Raw genomic sequence first — 22,114 nt, 5'->3', positions numbered from 1 at the left:
CCGCCGACGTCGCCAACGACGCCTCGGCAAACTCACTCCAGTAGAGTTCGAAGCAACCCATCAGACGGCCACCCAGGCCGCCTGACCCACCCCTAGAAATCTGTCAAGCAAACTGGGGGCAGTCCCGGCCGACCCTGTCGGTCCGGTGTGGCAGTCTGATTCTCGTGCCTGAAGAGTTCCGTGCCGACCTGACCAAGGACCACGACGATGTCGCGTCCATGTTCGACGGGGTCGCGCGTCGTTATGACCTGCTCAACACCTTGATGACCGCCGGCACGGACCGCCGCTGGCGCGACGCGATGGTGGCCGCCATCAATCCGAAACCGGGGATGCGGGTGCTGGACCTGGCGTCGGGGACCGGCGTCTCCACCCAGGCGCTGCGCGAGGCCGGCGCCGATGCGATCGCCACCGACCTGTCGGTCGGGATGCTGCGGGAGGGGCGCCGCCGTTACCCCGAGGTGTCCTTCGTCGCCGCCGACGCGACCCAGCTGCCGTACGCCGATGCCAGCTTCGATGCCGTCACCATCTCGTTCGGGCTGCGCAACATCGCCGAGACCCAGGACGCGCTCGCCGAGATGCGGCGCGTCACCCGCCCGGGCGGCGTACTGGTGGTCAACGAGTTCTCCCGCCCCACCGACGCCTGGTTCAACGCCATCTATCGGCAGTTCCTCGGCACCGTCATCCCCCAGATCGCCCGGGTCTCCTCCAACCGCGCCGCCTACGACTATCTGGCCGAATCGATCCGCGCCTGGCCCAGCCAGGCCGAGCTCGCCGACATCATGGTCGCCGCCGGCTGGCACGACGTCTCCTGGCGCAACCTCTCCCGTGGCATCGTGGCGCTGCACCGAGGTCGTGCCTGAACGTGCCGGACCTGTTCACGATCGACCCCTACGAGACGGTGTTGTGCCCAGTCAAGACGCACAACAAGTTCGACCCGACCGCGACGCTGCCCGACAGCCTCCCGATCGATGAAGGCACGGCCGGCTGGTTCAACGCCCCCGATCCGCGCCCGTCGCTGCGCGAAGAACTCCGCGCCAGCCTCGACGTCTCCTGGGTGGACCTGACTGACCATCCCCGGAACGACCGCGCCGAAGCGACGCTGGCCCACATGCGGGCCGGCGTACCGGTGATCCTCGGTGGTCAACTGCCCGATGACCCCCACGGGCATCGATCCGGCGCGCCAGCCCTGTGGGTACGCGGCCCCGACCGCGAGGGCCGTCCCGGCTACCACCCAGTGCTGATCGAGCGCCACAAGGTACGCCGGCCCCGCAAGCGCGGCGAGGCCGACCTGTCCTCCTTCGTGCGCCCCGCCCGTGCCGACGCCCGGCGTACGCCCGGCACCGACCTGAACGGCGACCGGGAGTCCGACGTGGTGCGGTTGGCCCACCACCATCGGATGGCCGAGGCGGCCGGGGTCGCCGCCGACGGCCCGCCCATGGGCGCACTGATCGGCACCGACGAACCGCATGCGCTGCTGTGGCTCGACCTGTCCGAACCGCGCTTTCGCACCTTCTCTCGCAGCGCCCCCGAGGGCCACACCGACCGCAGCGCCCTGGAGCGCTACGACCATGAACACGGCTGGCGGATCGAAGTCGCCGCGGTCGCCCGACAGCAGGGCGCCGACGACGCCCCCGCGCCGCTGGTCACCCCGATCGTGGTGCGCGACTGCCAACGCTGCGTGTGGTGGGAGCACTGCCTGCCCAAGATGGACCGCGACGATGTGTCGCTGCGCTTCCAGGGCAGCCAGTTGGACGTCCGGGAGATCGCGGTGCTGCGGTCCCGGGGCATTGGCACGATCCACGAGTTGGCCGCCGTCGACCTGGACCGGTTCCTGCCGACCTACCTGCCCGAGGTGAGGCACCGATCCGGCGGCGAGGACCGGATCCTCAAGGCCGTCAAGAAAGCGCAGATGCTGCGCGACGGCGTCCTGGTCGAACGCGTCGACCCGAGCCCGGTGCAGATGCCGACCGGGACCCTGGACATCGACTTCGACATCGAGACCTCCTCGGACCACCGCGTCTATCTGTGGGGCTGGTGGCTGGATGACCACCGGCGGCCCCCGGCGTACGTGCCGTTCGCCGACTTCCGCGACCTCGACGACGCCAGCGAGCTGGCCCTGGCGCGCGCCGCGTTGACCACGATCGCCGAGCTGGTGCAGGAGCAACAGGACCTCGGCGGCAGCGTCGTCATCCACCACTACTCCGACTACGAACGCACGGCGATCCAGACGATCACCCGCCGCCACCCCGATGACCGGGCGCTACAGACTGCGGCCAAGACGGTGCTGGCTGCCTGCCATGACCTCCTCAAGCCGGTGCAGCGGCACTACCTCGGCGCGCAGGGCCTCGGCCTCAAGCACGCCGCTCCCGGCCTGGCCGGATTTCAGTGGCGCGACGAGGACCCCAGCGGGCTCAACTCGCTGGCCTGGTTTGACGAAGCCGTCCACGACCCCGACCCGCAGGCCCGCGCAGACGCCCAGCGGCGGGTGCTGGCGTACAACGAGGACGACGTCAAAGCCACCTGGGCGCTGCGGCACGCGATCCTGGAGGATGACCGCCAACGCGCGCAGGCGCGCCACAGCTGACCGGCGGCGGGGCGGCGGATGCTGCGGTCAGAACAGGTGCCAGGCCGTCAGCCCCACCGCCAGCAGCACCACCACGATGCCGTCGACCAGCAGCACGGTGCGCAGGACGCCACCCGACTCGTGAGGCACCCCCGCCAGCCGGGATGCCAGCTCGATCCGCGCCGGTGAGGCGCCGGTGAGCTGCGAGGCGGCGACGTTGTGGACGCCCATCGACGGCAGCAGGTCGCCTCCCAAGGTCGTCACCGCCTGCGCCTGCGGTGCCGCGAACATCGCATTCACGCCACTGTTGGCGCCGCTGACGAAACCACCGATCGCGCCGATGAAGGGCAACGCGAAGAAGTAGCCGAATCCCAACCCGTCCAACCAGCCAGCCAACGTCAGCGACATGCCCGACACCGCCATCACGACGCCGAGCACGATGAACAGCGCAGTCGCGGATCCCACCAACACCGCCGACTTGCGGGTCGCGACGATCGCCGGCTTCAACACCGCGCCGCGGCCCCGCGCCGCCACGACGGTGGCGATGATCAACCACACCGCCGGTGACCCCAGATAGCGCCACGAGGTCTCCGAGAGGCCGATCGTCCGCACGATGGTGCCGGTCACCAGCACGCCGCCGATGATGACGGCGTACCCGAGCAGCGCCGTCCCCAGCTTGCGGGACCACCGCGGCTGGCCGCCCCGCAGTCGGCTGGCGAGCACGTGTACGCCGAGGGTCACCATGCCGGCCAGCGCTCCAGCCGGGGCGGTGCCGAAGGCGATGTTGGCGAGCAGCAGGCTGACACTCAGCACCAGGCCGGAGCCGACGGCCGCCCAACACGCCGGAGCCCGGTGACCGCGCTCGGTGACCAGCACGGCGGCGGCCAGCCCCGCCGCGATCGGCACCGGCGCGTTGGCCACGGCCGAGGCGACGCCGAGTTCGTCCATCCCCAGCCCGCTGAGCTGGGACGCCACCAGAGTGCCGGGCCCCATCGATCCCCAGGGCACCACGCACAGACCCAACAGGCCCAGGATGGCGGCGGTACGCCGCGTCAGTCCCAGCGCCACGAGCAGCGGGACGGCGAGCACCACGCCGATGCCGAAGCCCATCAGCGACTCGGTCATCGGGGTGACGCCGTGCACGATCGCCAGCGCGGGCGCGACGCCGGTGCCCAGCGTGCGGCTGATCCAGCCGGACAGTTCGTCCTGGGCGCCGGTCAGTTTGCCGACCTCGGCAAACACCAGGCCGCCGGCGATGATGAGGACCACCTCGAGCACCAGCGGCCACCACTCCAGCGCCGCCTCCCCGAGCCCCGTCAGCGGCAACTCGAACGGCCCCAACGCAATCACCACCGCCAGCATCGAGCCGAGGACGGCGGTCCGCAGCGCGGTCTGCCGCGCCACCAGTGCGGCCATGACCGCAAGCAACGGAAGCCCTGCGAGCAGGACAAGGAGGGGTTCGTTCACCGCCGCAGCCTACGAAGCCCCGTCGGCTCGTGAGACTCGTCCCGCTGTTCAAGCCGCGGTCCGCCTGGGCGCCGAATCGTGCTGCCGGCGTGCACCGGGGGCTCCGACGGAACCTCAACAAGTTGAGCTTTCGTGGCCCCTGGGCCACGGCGACGACCTGCACAACTACAGGATGCTGGGGCTGCGCAGGTGATTCGCGCGGTTTGACCTGCACAACTACAGCATCCTGCAGTTGCGCACACGGGCGCCGCGGCTGCCAGCCACCACAGCCACCACACCCTCGTTGCTGCGTCGGGGACCCCAACCGGCACCCCACCAACGGCGACCGCCAAGCCGTGCCGGTCGGCGCGTGCGCCGGGCTCAGCCCAGCACGTCGGCGGCCAGGTCCGCCAGCCGCCTGGCCTCCGCGCGCCGGTCGGCGCGTCCAAGCGGGATGCGGACCAGTTCCGGGCCCGACACCGGCGTCGCCGCCATCGCGGCCACCTCCTCGGGCTCCGCCGTCCGGGCGGCCCAGCCGAGGCTGGCGGCAAGCCCGAGCAGATCGGCGCCGTGGGGCGTACCGAAGACCCGTTCGAAGTGCGCTGCGTACGCGTCGGCGCCCTGCTCGAGGCCGTGGAAGATGGACCCTCCGTCGTCGTCGAAGAGCCAGATCCGCAGTCGGGGCCGTCCCTCGTGCGGGTTGAGCCACAGGCCGCCGCTGCTGTGCAGCAGGCTCAGATCCCCCACCACCAGATGCGTGCCGAGGCCGGCGCCCTCGGACGCTGCCACGCCTGCCGCAGTCGCGACCACACCGTCGATCCCCGCCAAGCCACGATTGGCGTACGCCGCCAACGCACCCTCCCGTCGACCCGCCAGGTCGAGGTCACGGATCGGGTTGGACGAGCCGACCACCAGCCGCGCCCCGGCCGGCAGTCCCCGCCACAGCGCATCTGCCAGCGCGATACCCGACCCCGGGTCGACCGCCTCGCCGCGCCGCTCCTGCCACTCCCGATCCCAGGCACGCCACTGCTCCCCCAGCGCCGCCGGATCGGCCTCGGCAACCACACCGCTGGCCACCACCGAGGCGCGATGCCCGGGGTCGCTCCATTCGGCGGCACCCGTGACGACCACCAGTTCGACATCGGGCCGCGCCAGCAGCGCCGACACCGGACGGGACAGCGTCGGCCGGCCCAACACCACCACTCGCTCAATCTCCGCACCGGCGCCGGCACCGAGCAGCAGCCGGTATGCCCCAACCGCAGCCGCCGAGTGTCGGGCATTGCTGGTCGGCTCAGCCAGCAGCGGCCAACCGGTCACAGCGGCCAGCTCCGCTGCCGCGGCCCCCACCGCCGGCGGCCCGTCACCGGCCACGATCACCGTGGCCTTGCCCAGCGGCAGCTCGACCGGGGCGGGCTGACCGGCGCCCGAAACCATCCGTGCCGCCAGCTCCGGCGGGTCCAGCGGACCGTCCTCGAAGAGCGGCATCGCCAACGCCAGATTCAGTTGCACCGGTCCCGGCTGGGAGGTCCGCGTCCCAGCCGCGAGCGCCACCAACCGGGTCACGTGGTGGTCCACGGCTGCCGCATCGGCGGTGTCGGGCAACGTGGCCTCCCCGCGTACGAAGCGCGCGAAGATCCCCGACTGACGGGTGGTTTGGTTGGCGCCGGACTCATGATCGACCAGCGGCCGGTCCGCGGTCACCAGCACCAGCGGCACGCCGGCGTGAGCAGCCTCCATCACCGCCGGCAACAGGTTGCCGACCGCCGTCCCCGAGGTCGTCACCACGGCCACCGGAGCGCCACCGGCCCGCGCCGCACCGACCGCGAAGAAGCCGGCATCGCGTTCGTCCAGGCGTACGCTCAGCCGGGCCCGACCCGCCGACTCCGCCGCGGCTGCAGCCAGCGCCAGACCGCCGCTGCGTGACCCTGGTGCCACCACCAGGTGTTCCAAACCTTGCGCCAGCAGCCGGGCAACCACCCGCCTGGCCACCTCTGCTGCGCTCATGCGGCCTCCTCCGCGAGGTGACGATCGAGCTCTTCCAGCCGCACCTGCCACGCCTCCTGACGATCCAACGGTGCCGCCACCTGGGCCAACCGTTCCTCCGACAGGACCAGATCGGCCACGGCGATCGCCCCGTCGGTTGCCTCCAACGGGCTGAGGGCGACATCGGTCGCCAGCAGCGGCACCGTGTTGAGTCCGCAGGCATACCGCAACTCCGGCAGCGCCGCCGCCAACGCCACTCCGGCGCGGATCCCGACCGAGGTCTCGACAGCGCTGGAGACCACCACCGGCAGGCCGAGCCGTTCAACCAATTCCAGGCAGGCGCGTACGCCGCCCAGCGGCTGCACCTTGATGACCGCCAGGTCGGCGGCCTCCAACGCCACCACCCGTTCCGGGTCGCCGCTGCGCCGGATCGACTCGTCCGCCGCGATCGGCACCTCGATCCCCCGCCTCGCCAACGCCCGCCGCAGCTCGGCCAACTCCTCTGTCGAGCCACATGGCTGCTCGGCATACTCCAGCTCGTAACTCGCGAGATCGGCCAAGTGGCTGACCGCCTCATCGACGCTCCAGGCGCCGTTCGCGTCGATCCGGACCTGTCCATCGGGCAGCGCCTCCCGGACCGCCTCCACACGGTCCCGGTCCTCACCGAAGCTCTGACCCGGTTCGGCGACCTTGACCTTGGCGGTGCGGCAGCCAGACCTGGCCACCAACGCGTACGCCTCCTCGGGCCCGAGCGCTGGGACCGTGCAGTTCACCTCGACTCTGCTGCGACGCGGCTCCGGTAGGCCCAACGTGGCGGCCTCGGCCGCTGCCCGCCACCAGGTCACCGCCTCAGCCGGCCCGTACTCGAGGAATGGGCTCCACTCCGCCCATCCCGCCGCGCCCTGGATCAGGACTCCCTCGCGATGGGTGAGGCCACGAAAGGTGGTCTGCATCGGGATGCGGTACGCCAGCGCACGCGCGCTTGGCACGGTTTCCTGCAGCCGCTGCGGCAGGCGCAAAGTGGGCCAATCCATCCCCTCAGCGTAGGGCTGCGGGGCCGCTGACAGGGGCTCGGCACGCGCACGCCTACCTCGCGCCGTCCGCGGCACGGCCGCACTAGAGTGGCCCCAGGTCTGGCTCATCAGCGAGCCGACCACCCGAGAACTCGATCGAACAGGTGGATGGCATGGCTGAGCATCTACGGCTGGCGGCACCGGAGGATCATCTGACCGCGCTCGTCACTGCGCTGGGAGCCGGCATCCCGATGGTGCCACTGCCCGAGGACCGCGACGAGGCCGCCGCCATCGAGGCGATGGCTTCTCCGGAGTTGCCCTTGGAGGATCCCGAAGCCGTCGTCGTCCTGCCGACCTCCGGGTCAACCGGCTCACCCAAAGGCGTCCTCCTCACCACCAGCGCCATCACGGCCTCGGCGACCGCGACCCATGAACGACTCGGCGGAGTCGGCCACTGGCATCTCGCGCTGCCGACCCATCACATCGCCGGCCTGATGGTGCTGGCCCGGGCCATCCATGCCGGCAATGACCCGATCCTCACCCGCAGCGACCTGTCGCGGCTCAAGCCGGTACGCGAGGAACGCAACTACCTCTCGATCGTGCCGACCCAGCTGCACCGAGCGCTGGGACAGCCCGCGATCATCGAGCGGCTTGCCCAGTTCGACGCTGTGCTGGTCGGCGGACAGCGGATTGACGAAAACGTCCTGGCCCGCGCCCGCGCCCACGACATCTCGGTGGTGACGACCTACGGGATGAGCGAGACCTGCGGCGGCTGCGTCTATGACGGCGAGCCATTGCGCGGCGTCGACCCGGCCATCGATGAACACGGTCAGATCACCATTGCCGGGCCGATGTTGTTCCGCGGCTACCGGGGACGCAGCGACCTCACCCGGGCGGCCCTGGTGGAGGGCCGATTCCAGACCCAGGACCGTGGCACCTTCGAGAACGGGCGGCTTCGGGTGTCGGGTCGTGCCGATTCGGTGGTGATCACCGGCGGCGTCAATGTCGACCTGGCCTCGGTGGAGGAACGTGCCGCCCGCGCCGTTCCGGACGGCACCATCGTCATCCTCGGCCTGCCCGATGCTGAGTGGGGCGTACGCATCGTTGCCGCGACCAATTCGGTGGTCGACCTCACCACCCTGCGCAAGCGGCTGTCCGACCTTCCCAAGGTGTCGCTGCCGCGCGAGCTGGCCCGGGTGGATCCGCTGCCCGAGACCGGACCGGGCAAGGTCGACCGGATGTGGCTCACCGAAAACTGGTCCGACCTGGACACCGAGGTGGTGGCGTCGTGACCGCCACCACCTCGACCAGCCCCAGCGCTGCCAGCCTGGCTGACTGGGTCGAGGGGGCCCGACCGCGTACGCTGCCGGCCGCCTTCTCCCCGGTCGCCGCCGGCACCGCGGTAGCGCTCGCGATCGACGGCTTCGACTGGCTGCACGCGCTGCTGGCACTGCTGGTGGCGGTTGCCCTCCAGATCGGCGTCAACTTCGCCAACGACTACTCCGACGGGATCCGCGGCACCGACGAGGACCGGGTCGGCCCGATGCGACTGGTCGGGTCGGGGCGGGCCCGGCCCCGCGCCGTGCTCACCGCAGCCATGGTGTGTTTCGGGATCGGCGCGGCCGCCGGCCTGGCGCTGGTGGTCCTGACTGCGCAGTGGTGGATGCTGGCGGTCGGCGTGGCAGCGCTGCTGGCGGCCTGGTTCTACACCGGCGGGAAACACCCCTACGGCTACTACGGCCTGGGCGAACTGTTCGTCTTCGTCTTCTTCGGTTTGGTGGCCGTGGTCGGCACCACCTGGGTGCAGGCGCTCGCGGCGCCGCCGGCGGCCTGGACCGCCGCTGTCGGCATCGGGGCGCTGGCCTGCGCGATCTTGGTCACCAACAACCTGCGCGATCTGGCCGGCGACCGGGAAGCCGGGAAGCGTACGCTCGCGGTTCGGTTGGGCCCCAGCGGCACCAAGGCACTCTTCGTGGGGCTGGTCGCAGCGGCGGTCATCGCCGCCGTGCTGACCGCGGTGTTCACGACCTGGTGGGCGCTGCTGGCGCTGGTGTCGCTGGTCTTCCTGGTGGGCCCGGTGCTGCGGGTGTTGGACGACAATTCCGCCCCGGGCGACCTCATCAAGGTGCTGAAGTTGGTCGGGATCGGGGAGCTCGTGTACGCCGTGGGGCTGCTCGCCGGGGTCCTCATCGCCCGCCTGTGAGCTGACTTTCCGACAGACGGCGGCGTCGGTCGGTGATGAGGCGGGCGCTATCCTCTTGTTTGTTAACCTAACTAAGCACCCACCCATCATCCGATCGGAGCCACATGAGCGAAGGCGGATCATCCACCGAGGGCCGGGATCTGGCCGAGGTGGCCCACCGCGTACGTCATGCCTGCATGCGCGTCACCCGCAAGGTGCGCTACGAAGCATCAGCCCTGCCGCCGCACCTGTTCACCGTGCTGGCCATGCTCGAAGGCGGACCGCGTACCGCCGCTGAGCTCGCCCACCGCGAGCAGATCAGTGCGCCGAGCATGTCGCGGACCATCAAGGACCTCACCACCCGAGGCTGGATCGACCGTACGCCACACCCCACCGACGGCCGGCAGCAACTGCTCGACCTCACCGAGGAGGGACGGGCCGAGCTGAAGGCCGCCCGGCAGCAGCGCCAAGGCTGGATGGTGAAGCGGCTGGTCACCTCCACCCCTGAGGAGCTCGAAATCCTGGAACAGGCCGCGGCCATCCTGCACCGGTTGGTCGACGAATCACACTCCCCTCGCGTTGACGCCCCCACGGACGCCGCGGAGCCCAGCAGCGCCTCGTGAGCAAGACCTTCTCGTCGCTGGCGATCCGCAACTATCGCTCGTACGCCATCGGCGCGCTCTCCTCCAACGTCGGTCTGTGGATGGCCCGGACCGCGCAGACCTGGCTGGTGCTGGTCGAACTCACCGACAATGACGCCCGCGCGCTGGGCCTGCTGGCAACCTGCCAGTTCCTGCCGATGCTGCTGCTGTCGCCAATCTCCGGCGTGCTGGCCGACCGCTTCCCCAAGCATCGGGTGATGCTGGTCACCCAGACCCTGCTGCTCATCAATGCCGTGCTGTTGGGCTTCCTGGTGACCGGCGAGGTGGTGCAGCTGTGGCACGTCTATCTGTTGGCCACCCTGGACGGGTCCTGGTCGGCCATGAATGCGCCGTCGCGCCAGGCCTTCGTCTCCGAGCTGGTCGACAAGGAACACCTGTCCAACGCGATCGGACTCAACAGCGCCAGCTTCAACGCGGCCCGACTCATCGGCCCCGGGCTGGGCGGCTTGCTGATCGCGGCCTTCGGCACCGGCCCGGTGTTCTTCATCGACGCGGCCAGCTATCTCCTCATCATCATCGCGCTGCTGACGTTGCGGCTCGACGAGCTGCAACCCCGCCCGACGGCCGCGCGAGGCCGGGGGCAATTCCGGGCCGGGCTGGCGTACATCCGCCAACGCACCGACCTGGCGTTGCTGATGTTCGTGGCGTTCATGATGGGCACCTTTGCGCTGAACTTCCAGCTCACCAACGCCCTGATGGCCACCGATGTCTTCGGGCGGGGCGCTGCCGACTACGGCTTCCTCGGCTCGACGATGGCGGTCGGCTCGCTGACGGCGGCGCTGGCGGTGGCCGGCCGCGGCAAACCCCGGTTGCGGGTGCTGATCTTTGCGATGCTCGGCTATGCCCTGTGCGCGATCGGCACCACCTTCGCCCCCAACATCTGGGTCTTCGCCGCATTCCTGGTGCCGCAGGGCTTCTGCGCCATCACGGTGACGGTGTCGTGCAACACGTTGGTGCAGATGAGCACCTCCGCGGCGATGCGTGGCCGGGTGATGTCGGTCTTCCTGGCGATCCAGATGGGCGGCACCCCCATCGGCGGGCCGGTCATCGGGCTGGTCGGTGAATACCTCGGCGCCCAGTGGACGGTCGCGCTCGGCGGCATCACGGTTGCCTTCACGCTGCTGGTCTTCACCACGGTCCTGATGCGTCGCAGCCACACCCGGCTGATGCTGGAACGTCACGGCTGGCGGCCCTCCGTACGCCTGGTGCGGGTCACCGAGGACGTCTCCAACGAGACCTCCTGAGCCCTCGCTGACCCGGCGAACACACAGCAAACGTTTTTCAAGCAATGTTCGTCACGAATGGGTGACGGTCCCCCGAGGCGCCTGCACCGACGGCCCCTGACAGCGCTAACGTGAGGCCGTCGCCCGGAGTACCCATGTCGTTGCTCCGGCGGCATCGAGAACCGCAACGTTGTGGAGGATCCCATGAGTCGCTTCGGAAAGTACGCCAAGACCTTCGCGGTCACGGCCAGCGCCGCCGTGATGGCGCTGGCCACCGCCTGCAGCGGCGGCGGATCGGGCGGTGGTGGCGGAGGCGGCGGCAGCGCCCCCGCGGTCGATTGGGAGGAACGCGGCCCCATCACTTTCGCCACCGGCAAGGACACCACCGGCCAGCTGCAAAGCGTCGTGGAAACCTGGAACGCCGAGCATCCCGAGGAGACGGTCACCGTCATCGAGTTGCCCGAGTCCGCCGACGAGCAGCGCACCCAGATGGTCAACAACTTCCAGGTGCAGTCCGACCAGTACACGGTGCTCGGCATGGACGTGGTCTGGACCGCCGAGTTTGCCGCGAACCAGTGGATCGTCGAGATGCCCGCCGACAAGACCAACCTCGACGGCTTCCTCGACGCAACGGTGGAGACCGCCGCCTACTTCGACCGTCAGTACGGAGTGCCGTGGTCGACCAACGCCCAGCTGCTCTACTTCCGCAGCGACCTGCTCGAGGCTGCCGGTGTTTCCGCTGCCCCGACGACGTATGAGGAGATGTGGGCAACCTGTGAGAAGGTGCTGGCGCTGCCCGAAGCGGCCGGTATGTCCTGCTACGGCGGCCAGCTGTCCAAGTACGAGGGCCTCACGGTCAACGCCTCCCAAGCGGTCAACAGCGCCGGCGGCGAAATGTTCGACGCTGACGGGAACCCCACCGTCACCACCCCCGAGGCGATCGCCGGCATGCAGGCGCTGCGTGACGGCTTCGACTCCGGGATGATCCCGCAGGACGTCCTCACCTACAAGGAGGAGGAGTCCCGGCAGGCCTTCCAGGATGGTGGGCTGGTCTTCCTGTCGAACTGGCCCTACGTCTATCCGCTGGCCAACGCCGAGGACGGTAGCTCCCAGGTCGCCGGCAAGACCGGCGTCGCCCCGATTCCCGGGGTGACCGGACCGGGCGCCTCGACGCTGGGCGGCATCAACCTGGGCGTGTCGGCCTTCGCCTCCAACAAGGGCACCGCGATCGACTTCATCAACTACCTCACCAGCGAGGAAAACCAGCAGGCGTGGGCGCTGGCCACCGGCACCGCGCCGACGATGGAGAGCGTCTTCAGCGATGAGGAGTTGGTCGCTGAGTACGAGTTCTACCCGATCCTCCATGACGCACTGAAGCAGGCCAAGGGCCGTCCGGCTGTGGTGAACTACGCCGGCGTCTCCGCCGCGATCCAGGACAACGCCTACGCCATCATCAGCGGCGAGGTCGAGGTCGAGGCCGGGATGGAACAGCTCCAGGCTGACTTGGAGAAGGTCGCTCAGGGCTGACGATGGCCCGGTCAACCTCGGTCCACGGAGACCAGAGCAGGCTGGCGTACCTCCTGCTCGCACCGTCACTGGTGCTGCTCGTGCTCGTGGTCGGCATCCCGCTCGGGGTTTCGGTGTGGCAGTCGCTGCACACCACCTCGGGCGGGGTCGACCCCGAGACCGGCTTCATCCAGCAGGGGACGCAGTTCGTCGGACTCGACAACTACCTCGCGATCTTCTCCGACCCGGCCAGCAGTGATGCCTTCTGGAATGCCTTCTCCAACACCACCCTGTTCACCGTGGTCGGTGTCACCCTGGAGACCGTCATCGGGGTGGTGATGGCGCTGATCATGGCGCAGGCGTTGCGCGGTCAGGGCCTGCTGCGGGCCAGCATCCTGGTGCCCTGGGCGATCCCGACCATCGTGTCGGCGCTGGTGTGGCGGGTGATCTTCCTGGCCGACGGCATCTTCAACGAGATCATCGGCACCAAGATCCTGTGGGCGACCGAAGGCTGGCAGGCCCAGGCTGCGGTCATCATCGCCGACGTCTGGAAGACCGCTCCTTACATCGGCCTGCTGACTCTGGCGGGCCTGCTCACCATCGACAACCAGGTCTACGAGGCGGCCAAGGTGGACGGTTCGTCCCGCTGGTCGACCTTCTGGCGAATCACGCTGCCGTTGGTACGCCCGGTGCTGGTGGTGGCGGTGCTCTTCCGGCTGCTCGACGCGATGCGGATGTTCGACCTGCCGTACGCCCTGTTGGGGCGGCTGGAGAGCGGCCAGACCTTGGCGACGTTGGCGCAGTTCGAAGCCTCCCAGACCAACTACGGCCCCGCGGCCACCTATTCGCTGGTACTGATGGCCTACATCGGTCTGGTGGCCTTTCTGTTCGTACGCTTCCTCGGTGCCGACGTGATCGGTGACGATGACCGGCTCAGCCGCAAGGAGAAGCGGGCCGCCGCACAGGCGGCCAAAGCCAAGGCCGCCGAACCGGCCACCGGCACTGTCGTGGAAGCGGGGCAGCGATGACCACTCCATCCCAAGCCATCACCACGGCACCGGCCGCCAAGTCACGGCGTCCCGGATCCGGGGGCATCGGCGGCAAGATCATCATCGGGATCGGCATCGCGCTGATCGTGGTCTACTGCCTGGCGCCGTTCTACTGGATGCTGGTCACCTCGCTGCGGGATCCGGCACGGGGCTTGGAGACCACCCTGTGGCCCAGCAAGCTCAGCCTCGACAACTATGTGGCGGTCTTCGACCCCCGCAACAACTTCCTGCGGGCGGTGCTGAACTCCCTGATCGTCTCGGTCACCACGACCGTGCTCGCGGTGCTCATCGGGACGGCCGCGGCGTACGCGATCGCCCGGCTGAAGTTCAAGGGCAAGACGGTGATGATGTTTCTCATCGTCTCGACCTCGATGTTTCCGATCATCACCTTGGTGGTGCCGCTGCTGCAGCTCTTCCAGCCCGACTATCTGGATTGGATCAACACCTACCAGGCCATGATCGTGCCGAGTGTCAGCTTCGCGCTGCCGCTGGCGGTGTGGAACCTCAATGCCTTCTTCCGGCAGCTGCCACGAGAACTGGAGCAGGCCGCGATGGTGGACGGCTGTACGCCGATCCAAGCCTTCATCAAGATCATCCTGCCGCTCGCGGCGCCGGGCGTCTTCACCACGGCGATCATCACCTTCATCGCGGCCTGGAACGAGTTCCTGATCGCGGTGACGATGGTCAACCGGCCCGAGCTGCGTACGGTCACCGCCGCCATCGGCACCTTCACCGGCGACTCCCGCTTCCAGACCCCGTACGGCACCATCATGGCCGCCGGCGTCCTGGTCACGGTACCGCTGGTGATCATGGTGCTGATCTTCCAGCGCCGGATCGTGCAGGGCTTGGCCGCGGGGTCCCTGAAGTAGGCCAACCGGCGGCCGACCCGCAGGATCTCGCGCAAGACGTGCAGTCGATTCTTCCGGGCCCCGATTCTGGGGCGCTTCGGAGGATCGACTGCACGTGATGCGCGCGCCCGTACCAGATCGGCCATCGTCGGGGTGGTGGCGAAACCTCAACATGTTGAGGTTCTCGGGGCGAAACGGCCGTGACCTCTGGGGAGCCAGGCACCTGCACAACTACAGTCCCCTGTACCTACGCAGCCCAGAACGCCGAATTCACCTGCACAACTACAGCATCGCGTAGTTGTACGCCGACGCCGCGGCTTCACACCGGCCCGAGCCCCGGATTCCGTTGCTGCCTCGTTGATCCGAACTTCCACCCCGCCCCGGGCGACCTCCTGGCGTACGCCGGGGTGCCGCCGGGAGCCCTGACGTAACAGCGCCCCGGGACTGAAGTCCCGGGGCGCTGTGACTGGATCACACGATCAGGCGGTCACTCGGTGGTGTCGCCCTTGACGGTGGTGTCCTTCAGAGCTTCCTCGGCCGACCCGCCCAGACGCTGGGCGATGCCGTTGAGGTCGACACCGGTGGTGTTCTTGATGAGCTCCATCGTCTGCACCATGTTGTCGGTGATCTGACGGGGCAGCTGGCCGGCACCATCGGTGGAGACCACGGTGAGCTTGTCGATGTTGGACATCGGGCTCGCGAGCTCCTTGGCGACCTGCGGCAGCACCTCGATGAGCATCTGCAGCACGGCGGCCTCGTTGTAGCGGGAGAACGCCTCGGCCTTGCGGTCCATCGCCTCGGCCTCGGCCTGACCGGTCGCCAGAATCGCGGCGGCCTTGGCCTCACCCTCGGCGCGAGTCGCCTCGGCCTCGGCAACACGACGAGCCTTCTCGGCCTCACCGCGCTTGGCACCCTCGATCGCTTCGGCATCAGCCAGCGCCGAACGACGCTGCCGGTCACCTTCACCGGTCAGACGTGCCTTCTCGGCTTCAGCCTCGGCGTCAGCAATCGCGGCGGCCTTGCGGGCCTCAGCCTCGAGGAAGGCAGAGTTACGACGACCCTCGGCCTCGGTCTCCACCCGATACCGCTCAGCGTCGGCGGGCTTGCGGACCTCGGTGTCGAGCTGGCGTTCCTTCAGGGCCGCCTGGCGTACAGCGACCTTCTCCTGCTCGGTGAGGATCGCCTGGTCCCGGTCGGCCTGGGCCAGCGGGCCCGCAGCAGCGGCCTGCGCCGATGCGGCATCGGTCTCGGCCTTGATCTCGGCCTGCTTGAGCTGCAGGGTGCGCTCGGAGACGGCGATCTCCTGCTCGGCGGCGATACGGGCCTGCTCGGCTTCCTGCATGGCAGCGGCTTCAGCCACCCGGGCGACCTGACCCACGCGGGCGGATTCGGGACGACCGAGGTCGGACAGGTAGGTGCCGTCGTCGGTGATGTCCTGGATCTGGAAGGTGTCCAGCACCAGGCCCTGACCGGTCAGCGAGGACTCCGACTCGTCGGCGACCCGCTGCGCGAAGGCGGCCCGGTCGCGGATGATCTGCTCCACCGACAGGCTGCCCACGATGGAGCGCAACGAACCAGCGAGGGTCTCCTGGGTGAACGTTTCGATCTCGTCCTGCTGTGTGAGGAAGCGCTGGGCCGCGGCGCGGATCGAGTCCTCGTTGCCGCCGACCTTGACGATGGCCACGCCATCAAGATTCAGCTTGACGCCCTGGCCCGACACCGCACCGCGGATCTGGACCATGATGCGACGGCTGGACAGGTCGAGGATGTGCAAGCGCTGGATGAACGGGACGACAAACACGCCGCCGCCCATGACGACCTTCTGGCCGGACAGATCGTGGGCGACCTGGCCGGTCTCCGGGTTCTTGACGGGCTTGCCCTTGTTACCGGTGACGATGTACGCCTCGTTGGGCCCGGCAACCCGATAACGGGAGGTGATGAGCCAGATCAACAGGATGAGCAGAACAATGCCCATCACGATCAGGCCCGGAACGGACAACAAGAAGTCCAACATGGGCTTCCTCTCGAGTGGTGATGGTGACGTGGAAGTTGGTGGTCAGGATTGGTCGGACTGATCGCGGTACGGCGATGGTTCCGTGGTGGTGGTATCGGTTTCTTCAGGGTTGTCGAAGTCTGTCGACGCCGTCGGCTCGGAGGTGTCCGTCGGCAGGGCGGCAGGGTCGTCGCCGAGTCGCAGGGACAGCGATTCGGCTTCCACCCGGACCGCGGTGGCCGACAGCACCTCGGTGATCCAGACCTTCTCCCCGGCCGGGATCGGATAGTCCGCCTTGGCGTTGTAGCGGGTCGGGTTGCCGCGGATCACCAGCTTGATCTCGCCATACCCATCCTCGGGAATGGCGTTCGACACCTGGGCGCTGCTGCCGACGACCTGCTTGGTGTCGACGGTGGCGTAGTTGCTGTGCTTGCGCAGGAAGTTGATCGCCCAGCCGACGCCGACGGCGGTGACTGCGCCGGCGGCCAGACCGACCACGACGGCCAGGAACACCGGCAGTCCGACGTTGCTGGCGATGCCGCCCCCGATGCCGAAGGCCCCCAGGAAGCCGGCCAACCCCGCGGTGGAGAACCATTCGCCACCGAGGCCCTCGAAGCTCTGGAAGAAGCTGTCGAAGATCTCGCCGAGGACAAGGCTGAGCAGCAGGATCGCGACCCCGATCATCCCCACTACCCAGAAGAACAGCACGGTGCCATTGTTCCCGAGATCTGGCGCGAGCGCACCCCCAATGAGAACACGATTGCTTTACGGTTGTTCCATGACCAACCTCAGCGCCGAGCAGTTCCTCACCAGGGCACTCGAGATCGCAACCACCGCCGCCACCAGCCAACTCGACGTCATCCGCACCACCGCTGCCGCGATTGCCGACAGCTACGGCGCGGGCGGCACACTGTGGGCGTTCGGCACCGGCCACTCCCACATGATTGCCGAGGAGATCTGGGGGCGGGCCGGCGGTTTGACCGAGGTGAAGGCGATCCTGGAGCCAGCCCTGATGCTGCACGAGGGCCTGCAGAAGAGTTCGCTGACCGAACGGCTGCCCGGCATGGCCGAGGTGCTGCTGGCCTGCCGCGACATCGGCGCCGACGACGTAGTCCTGATCGCCTCCAACTCCGGTCGCAATGCCGTGCCAGTGGAGTTTGCCCGCGGCTGCAAGGAGCGCGGAGCGACCGTGGTGGCGCTCACCTCAGTGCAGCATTCTCGCCAGACCACCTCCCGTGTCCCCAGCGGCGAGAAGCTGCTCGACATCGCCGACATCGTCATCGACAACTGCGGCGAACCGGGTGATGCGATCATGGCCAACGACCCGCATCCGGTCGGCGCCACCTCCTCGATGGTGGGCTGCATGCTGGTCCAGGCACTGGTGGTCGAGGTGGTCGCCGAGATGCACCGCCGCGGCACTCCCGCCCCCGTCCTGCTGAGCCTGAATGCCTGACATGAGCCAGCTGTACGCCGCCGCCGTCACCGTCGACGTCACCCCCGGGCCCGGCCACGCGATGACCGGGTACGCCTCCCGCACCGGGGTGGCCACCGGCACCCACGACCCGCTGGAAGCCAACCTGTTGTGGCTGCGGTCGCAGCCCGCAGCCGACAGCAAGGAGGCAGCCGGTGATCTGGTCTGGGTCAGCCTGGACGCGGTCGGCATCACCTGGCCGACCCGGGAAGCCGTGGCCGCCGCGGTGGCGGAGGCCACGGGCGTACCGACGGAGCAGGTGGTGGTGGCGGCGTCACATTCGCACAGCGCCCCGGCCGGCTGGGTCGGGCAGATCATGCCGCTGTTGCCCTATGGCGTGGAGCCGGACCTGCTCGCTGACCTGGCCGACCGCATCGCGCAGGCCGCTGCCGGGCTGCAGTTGACAGCTGCCGACCTCAGCTTCGAGACGACCCGGATCGAGGGGGTCGGCCTGGAGCGGCACGATCCCGAACTGCCCGCCGAGCTGAGCTCGGGCGTCCTCGCGGTCCGGGTGGCAGACCAGCTGATCGGGCTGCTGTTCGACTTCGCCTGTCATCCGACTGTGCTGGACCACACCGCGCTCGAGTGGAGCGCCGACTGGGTGTACGGCGCCCGGCTCGCGCTGCGGGAGGCGTACCCCGGACTGCCGGTGATGTTCCTGCAGGGCTGCACCGGCGACGCCGGGCCGCAGTTCACGATGCAGGAGCAGACGTACGCCGAGATCCAGCGGCTGGGTCGACTCGCCGGGCCGCCGCTGCTGGCAGCGTTGGCCGGGCAGCCCGTCATCGGGGCGGTCCGGGTCCGGCGTACCGAACTGGCCCTGCCCCCGCGATTGCCGGCGGCTGAGGTCGTGGCCCAGGACGGCGTACGCCTGAATGACGCGGGTCAGATGCGAGTGCCGGTCAGCCTGGTCGAGGTGGGCCAGCAGCGCTGGCTGCACCTGCCGTTTGAGCCGGTGCGTTCGGTCGGCGCTCGGATCCGCGAGGTGCACCCGGACCTGCGGGTGGTCGGTTACAGCGACGGATACCTGAGCTATCTGGTCGATGCCAGCTGCTTCGAACACGGCTGGTACGAGGCCCGGGTGTCATTGGCGGGACTTGCCGATTCGGACGCGTTGGTCGCGGCCCTGGCGGACTGGGTGGCTCAGCCGAGGTGACTGCTCGCCCTCAGTCGAAGGTGTGGATGACCTCGGTGGCCAGCTCGTGGGGGCGGTGCTGGGCGATGTGGATCTCCTCCTGTTCGGCCCAGCGCTGCCACCACCAGTCGGTGCTGTCACGTTCCAGGGCGCGCGCCCGGCGTACCTGCTCGGGCGCTTCCAACCAGATCACCCGGTCGGCCAGCGCAGCCGTGGTCGGGGTGATCGAACCGCAGCCCTCCACCAACAGCGGCCGCTCAGGATCCAGGGTGTCGACCTCACCCCAATTCTCGGCGTACCAGTCCCAGCGCTGCCAGGTCGGTGTCTGGCCCGCGGCGCGTTCGGCGAGAATCCGGGTCAGGGTGTCGGTGGCGTACGCCAGTCCCTGCCAGCCCGGATAGAGGTCGTCCATGTGGATCACTCGGGTGTCGAAGGCCTCGGCGATGCGTTGGGCATACACGGTCTTGCCGGCACCCGATCGGCCGTCGATGAGGGTGAGGAAGCCGGTCATGGAAGCCGACTATTCCACACCGGGTCGGGCCCAGGCGTACAACCACGTGATGCTGTAGTTGTGCAGGTGCCGCGCCCGGGCCGATGAGCTGCAGCGGCGCCATCAGTTCGGAAGCACGAGGGCGCACATTGGAAGCACGAGGGCGCACATTGGAAGCACGAGGGCGCACATCGGCAACACAAGTGCGACGGACCGGTCACGAGGACCGGCCCGTCGCGAAGCACCAGATGAAAACGGGATGGTGAGGCAGGCGCCTCAGTCGATCAGGGCGCCCCAGGTCTGGGGGCCGACCTTGCCGTCAACGGTCAGGCCGCTGGCCTTCTGGAAGGCCTTGACAGCGGCGATGGTCTTGGGGCCGTAGGAGCCGTCAACCTCGACCTTGTGGCCGTGCTGACCGAGCTCCTCCTGCAAACCACGGACCGCATCGCTCTTGGAGCCGTCCTTGAGGTTGGGCAACAGGGCATCCCAGGTCTTCGGGCCCACGACGCCGTCAGCGACCAGGCCCTTCTTCTTCTGGAAGGCCTTCACAGCAGCGGTGGTCTTGGGGCCGAAGGAACCATCAACGGTGACGCTGTGGCCATTGGCGCGCAGCGTCCACTGCAGGGTGCGGACCGCATTGGACTTGGCGCCTTCCTTGAGGGTCGGGAAGGAGGTCTCGGCGGGCGGGTTCTCCCCGCCACCGCCACCACCGAAGCGGCTCAGCACCGACTGGGCAGCGGCGATCCGCTGTGCGTCGGCGTGGACCGAGGGACGCTCGTAGTAGACACGCACGGCCACGGCGGCATCACGAGCGGTGGAGGTGGCCTTGATCTTGCTGAGCGCCCGGCCTTCGGTCGAGGTCAGTTCCTTCCACACGAAGTCCAGCTGCAGCTGGAGATTGCTCCAGGCAATTCCGCGGGAGGCGGCGTAGTTCTCCAGGTCGGTACGCCGGCTGCCCTCCCACTGCGCGATGCCGCGGCCGGGGCCGCCGCCGTGCTGCTTGGCAGCAGGGTTGATCGGGTCAGCGCCCGACTCGTGGATGAAGTTGCCGACCAGGCCAGCAGACTGGGCCTCGGACAGGCCCTTCTTGACGAAGAAGTCGAATGCGACCTCGGTGTTGTTGGCAGCCGCGGCGGGGCGGGCAGCCATCGTGAAAGATCCGATCAGGACGAATGCGGACAGAATCGTCGCGACGACGCGACGAGCAACAGTGGTGCTCATGGTCCAGGTTCCTTGCTCTTGGGGGTGAGTGCAGGTTGGCTGGTGCTGGTGCCCAACCTAGATCACGTCGGTGTCAGCGAACTCTCCAGGGAATTGAAGGCTTCGGCGCAACGCCGCGATCAATGAGCGAAGGAGGAGTCATGACTGAGCGGGACCGGGTCAAGGTTGTGGTGATTGGCGCCGGGCAGGCCGGCCTGAGCGCGGCGTACTTCCTGGGCGCCCGCGGCCTGGCGCCCGGCGTCGACTTCGTGGTGTTGGATGCCAACGACGGGCCCGGTGGCGCGTGGCGGCACCGGTGGGATTCGCTGACCTTCGGCGTCGCCCACGGCATCCACAACCTGCCCGGCTATCCGCTGGATCGCCCTGACTCGAGGGAACCGGCCCGCGAGATCGTCAAGCGCTACTACGGGGCGTACGAGGAGCACTTCGGACTGCCGGTGGTCCGGCCGGCGCCGGTGGCCTCGGTGGTCGAGACCGACCCCGGTTTTGAGATTGTCACCCGCGACGGCCGGCGTTGGCGCAGCGATGCGGTCATCAATGCCACCGGCACCTGGGACCGGCCGTTCTGGCCGACGGTGGCCGGCCAGCGCAGCTTCGCCGGCCGCCAGTTGCACACCCGTGACTACGTCGCCGCCGAGGAATTCACCGGCCAGCGTGTGCTGGTCGTTGGTGGCGGCACCTCGGCCGCGCAGTTTCTGTTGCAGCTCGCTGACGCCGGCGTCACCACGGTGTGGTCGACCCGGCGGCCGCCGGACTGGACCGCGCAGCGCTTCGACCAGGAGTGGGGCATCGACGTGGAACGGCGGGTGCAGGCGTACACGACGCAGGGGCTGCCGACCCGCAGCGTCGTCGCCAACACCGGTCTGCCACTGACCGACCAGTACATCGCCAGCATCCGGTCCGGGGTACTGGTGTCGCGCGGCCCGCTGGTACGCCTGACCGAGACCGGCGCGGTGCTCGCGGTGTCCGGCCCGGGCGCCGACGCGTTGCCGGCCCAGGGCGACCCGGTCGAGGAGCAGCGCGCCGAGTGGGTGAAGTCCGTACGCCAACTGCCCGGCATTGCCGTCGAGGACGGCTGGCAGGTGGAGATCGACGCGGTGCTGTGGGCGACGGGCTTTCGGCCGGTCCTCAATCACCTCTCTCCGCTCGGCATCCGCACTCGCGCCGGCGGCATCACCGTCGGCCAGGACGGCGTCACCGCAGTCGATCAGCCGGGTCTGTTCCTGGTCGGCTACGGCGCCTCGGCATCGACCATCGGCGCCACCCGGGCCGGCCGCAAGGCTGCCAGCGCCGCGCTGCGGATGCTGAGATCGGCTGCCTGAGGCCACC

Annotated in this window: 19 protein-coding genes; 12 read left to right on the top strand and 7 right to left on the bottom strand. The window is 68.9% G+C overall.

Going from position 1 to position 22,114, the window contains the following annotated elements:
* Nucleotides 1–164: 164 nt before the first annotated feature.
* Complete coding sequence (locus tag CGZ91_RS13840) at nt 165–860, top strand: demethylmenaquinone methyltransferase (RefSeq protein ID WP_229116643.1); 696 nt, start codon at nt 165–167, stop codon at nt 858–860.
* 2 nt (nt 861–862) lie between these two features.
* Complete coding sequence (locus CGZ91_RS13835) at nt 863–2,584, top strand: TM0106 family RecB-like putative nuclease (RefSeq protein WP_094456081.1); 1,722 nt, start codon at nt 863–865, stop codon at nt 2,582–2,584.
* Between the two features lie 27 nt (nt 2,585–2,611).
* On the opposite strand, the gene CGZ91_RS13830 is transcribed toward CGZ91_RS13835, so the two are convergent.
* The 3 genes from CGZ91_RS13830 to CGZ91_RS13820 all read right to left on the bottom strand — a co-directional run bounded on the left by CGZ91_RS13830 (nt 2,612) and on the right by CGZ91_RS13820 (nt 7,026).
* Nucleotides 2,612–4,030: an L-lactate permease gene (locus CGZ91_RS13830; RefSeq protein WP_094456079.1), complete on the bottom strand. Its 1,419-nt coding sequence runs from the start codon at nt 4,028–4,030 to the stop codon at nt 2,612–2,614.
* Nucleotides 4,031–4,390: 360 nt separating this feature from the next.
* Nucleotides 4,391–6,013 carry a 2-succinyl-5-enolpyruvyl-6-hydroxy-3-cyclohexene-1-carboxylic-acid synthase gene (gene menD, locus CGZ91_RS13825; RefSeq protein ID WP_094456077.1) on the bottom strand — a complete coding sequence of 541 codons (1,623 nt, stop codon included), beginning with the start codon at nt 6,011–6,013 and terminating at the stop codon, nt 4,391–4,393.
* Complete coding sequence (locus tag CGZ91_RS13820) at nt 6,010–7,026, bottom strand: o-succinylbenzoate synthase (protein ID WP_094456075.1); 1,017 nt, start codon at nt 7,024–7,026, stop codon at nt 6,010–6,012. Before CGZ91_RS13820 ends, menD begins: the two co-directional genes overlap by 4 nt.
* Before the next feature lie 152 nt (nt 7,027–7,178).
* Here CGZ91_RS13820 and CGZ91_RS13815 point away from each other — a divergent pair, with 152 nt between their 5' ends.
* From CGZ91_RS13815 to CGZ91_RS13785, 7 genes are all read left to right on the top strand, one after another.
* Entirely contained in the window at nt 7,179–8,297 is a 1,119-nt protein-coding gene (locus tag CGZ91_RS13815; RefSeq protein WP_094456073.1) for an AMP-binding protein, read from the top strand.
* Nucleotides 8,294–9,208, top strand: coding sequence for a 1,4-dihydroxy-2-naphthoate polyprenyltransferase (locus CGZ91_RS13810; RefSeq protein WP_094456071.1), 915 nt, complete (start codon nt 8,294–8,296; stop codon nt 9,206–9,208). The genes CGZ91_RS13815 and CGZ91_RS13810 overlap by 4 nt, the downstream gene beginning before the upstream one ends.
* Before the next feature lie 104 nt (nt 9,209–9,312).
* Nucleotides 9,313–9,810, top strand: a complete 498-nt coding sequence (locus CGZ91_RS13805; RefSeq protein ID WP_094456069.1) for a MarR family winged helix-turn-helix transcriptional regulator — start codon at nt 9,313–9,315, stop codon at nt 9,808–9,810.
* Entirely contained in the window at nt 9,807–11,093 is a 1,287-nt protein-coding gene (locus tag CGZ91_RS13800; protein WP_094456067.1) for an MFS transporter, read from the top strand. Before CGZ91_RS13805 ends, CGZ91_RS13800 begins: the two co-directional genes overlap by 4 nt.
* Nucleotides 11,094–11,276: 183 nt before the next feature.
* A complete protein-coding gene (locus CGZ91_RS13795; RefSeq protein WP_094456065.1) occupies nt 11,277–12,599 on the top strand; it encodes an ABC transporter substrate-binding protein in 1,323 nt (440 codons plus the stop codon).
* 2 nt (nt 12,600–12,601) lie between these two features.
* Nucleotides 12,602–13,606, top strand: a complete 1,005-nt coding sequence (locus CGZ91_RS13790; protein WP_094456063.1) for a carbohydrate ABC transporter permease — start codon at nt 12,602–12,604, stop codon at nt 13,604–13,606.
* Nucleotides 13,603–14,496 carry a carbohydrate ABC transporter permease gene (locus tag CGZ91_RS13785; RefSeq protein ID WP_094456061.1) on the top strand — a complete coding sequence of 298 codons (894 nt, stop codon included), beginning with the start codon at nt 13,603–13,605 and terminating at the stop codon, nt 14,494–14,496. Before CGZ91_RS13790 ends, CGZ91_RS13785 begins: the two co-directional genes overlap by 4 nt.
* A gap of 466 nt (nt 14,497–14,962) precedes the next feature.
* On the opposite strand, the gene CGZ91_RS13780 is transcribed toward CGZ91_RS13785, so the two are convergent.
* A complete protein-coding gene (locus CGZ91_RS13780) occupies nt 14,963–16,489 on the bottom strand; it encodes a flotillin family protein (protein WP_094450681.1) in 1,527 nt (508 codons plus the stop codon).
* A gap of 42 nt (nt 16,490–16,531) precedes the next feature.
* Nucleotides 16,532–17,176: an NfeD family protein gene (locus CGZ91_RS13775; RefSeq protein WP_094456059.1), complete on the bottom strand. Its 645-nt coding sequence runs from the start codon at nt 17,174–17,176 to the stop codon at nt 16,532–16,534.
* Nucleotides 17,177–17,246: 70 nt separating this feature from the next.
* Between CGZ91_RS13775 and CGZ91_RS13770 the strand changes: the two genes are divergently transcribed.
* Both CGZ91_RS13770 and CGZ91_RS13765 read left to right on the top strand, forming a co-directional pair.
* A complete protein-coding gene (locus CGZ91_RS13770) occupies nt 17,247–17,921 on the top strand; it encodes a sugar isomerase domain-containing protein (protein WP_094456057.1) in 675 nt (224 codons plus the stop codon).
* A 1-nt stretch (nt 17,922) separates the two neighbouring features.
* Nucleotides 17,923–19,095, top strand: coding sequence for a neutral/alkaline non-lysosomal ceramidase N-terminal domain-containing protein (locus tag CGZ91_RS13765; protein WP_094456055.1), 1,173 nt, complete (start codon nt 17,923–17,925; stop codon nt 19,093–19,095).
* Nucleotides 19,096–19,105: 10 nt separating this feature from the next.
* Here CGZ91_RS13765 and CGZ91_RS13760 read toward each other — a convergent pair whose 3' ends face one another.
* The gene (locus CGZ91_RS13760; RefSeq protein WP_094450677.1) at nt 19,106–19,585 is read right to left on the bottom strand and encodes a nucleoside/nucleotide kinase family protein; all 480 of its coding nucleotides are present in this window, start codon (nt 19,583–19,585) and stop codon (nt 19,106–19,108) included.
* A 255-nt stretch (nt 19,586–19,840) separates the two neighbouring features.
* On the bottom strand, nt 19,841–20,785 hold the full coding sequence (locus CGZ91_RS14800; RefSeq protein ID WP_179229386.1) for a phage tail tip lysozyme: 945 nt from the start codon (nt 20,783–20,785) through the stop codon (nt 19,841–19,843).
* 140 nt (nt 20,786–20,925) lie between these two features.
* Here CGZ91_RS14800 and CGZ91_RS13750 point away from each other — a divergent pair, with 140 nt between their 5' ends.
* On the top strand, nt 20,926–22,107 hold the full coding sequence (locus CGZ91_RS13750; RefSeq protein WP_094456053.1) for an NAD(P)-binding domain-containing protein: 1,182 nt from the start codon (nt 20,926–20,928) through the stop codon (nt 22,105–22,107).
* Nucleotides 22,108–22,114: the final 7 nt, after the last annotated feature.

The organism is Parenemella sanctibonifatiensis (assembly GCF_002250565.1).
In the GTDB taxonomy this organism is placed as follows: Bacteria; Actinomycetota; Actinomycetes; order Propionibacteriales; family Propionibacteriaceae; genus Parenemella; species Parenemella sanctibonifatiensis.
The sequence above is the reverse complement of the archived record's forward strand: the minus strand, read 5'-3'. Positions and strand labels throughout refer to the sequence as shown.

Coding starts and splice junctions, on each gene's coding strand:
- menD (WP_094456077.1), bottom strand. CDS start 6,013: ATGAGCGCAGCAGAGGTGGCCAGGCGGGTGGTTGCCCGGCTGCTGGCG.
- CGZ91_RS13820 (WP_094456075.1), bottom strand. CDS start 7,026: ATGGATTGGCCCACTTTGCGCCTGCCGCAGCGGCTGCAGGAAACCGTG.
- CGZ91_RS13815 (WP_094456073.1), top strand. CDS start 7,179: ATGGCTGAGCATCTACGGCTGGCGGCACCGGAGGATCATCTGACCGCG.
- CGZ91_RS13805 (WP_094456069.1), top strand. CDS start 9,313: ATGAGCGAAGGCGGATCATCCACCGAGGGCCGGGATCTGGCCGAGGTG.
- CGZ91_RS13795 (WP_094456065.1), top strand. CDS start 11,277: ATGAGTCGCTTCGGAAAGTACGCCAAGACCTTCGCGGTCACGGCCAGC.
- CGZ91_RS13790 (WP_094456063.1), top strand. CDS start 12,602: ATGGCCCGGTCAACCTCGGTCCACGGAGACCAGAGCAGGCTGGCGTAC.
- CGZ91_RS13785 (WP_094456061.1), top strand. CDS start 13,603: ATGACCACTCCATCCCAAGCCATCACCACGGCACCGGCCGCCAAGTCA.
- CGZ91_RS13780 (WP_094450681.1), bottom strand. CDS start 16,489: ATGTTGGACTTCTTGTTGTCCGTTCCGGGCCTGATCGTGATGGGCATT.
- CGZ91_RS13770 (WP_094456057.1), top strand. CDS start 17,247: ATGACCAACCTCAGCGCCGAGCAGTTCCTCACCAGGGCACTCGAGATC.
- CGZ91_RS13765 (WP_094456055.1), top strand. CDS start 17,923: ATGAGCCAGCTGTACGCCGCCGCCGTCACCGTCGACGTCACCCCCGGG.
- CGZ91_RS13760 (WP_094450677.1), bottom strand. CDS start 19,585: ATGACCGGCTTCCTCACCCTCATCGACGGCCGATCGGGTGCCGGCAAG.
- CGZ91_RS14800 (WP_179229386.1), bottom strand. CDS start 20,785: ATGAGCACCACTGTTGCTCGTCGCGTCGTCGCGACGATTCTGTCCGCA.
- CGZ91_RS13750 (WP_094456053.1), top strand. CDS start 20,926: ATGACTGAGCGGGACCGGGTCAAGGTTGTGGTGATTGGCGCCGGGCAG.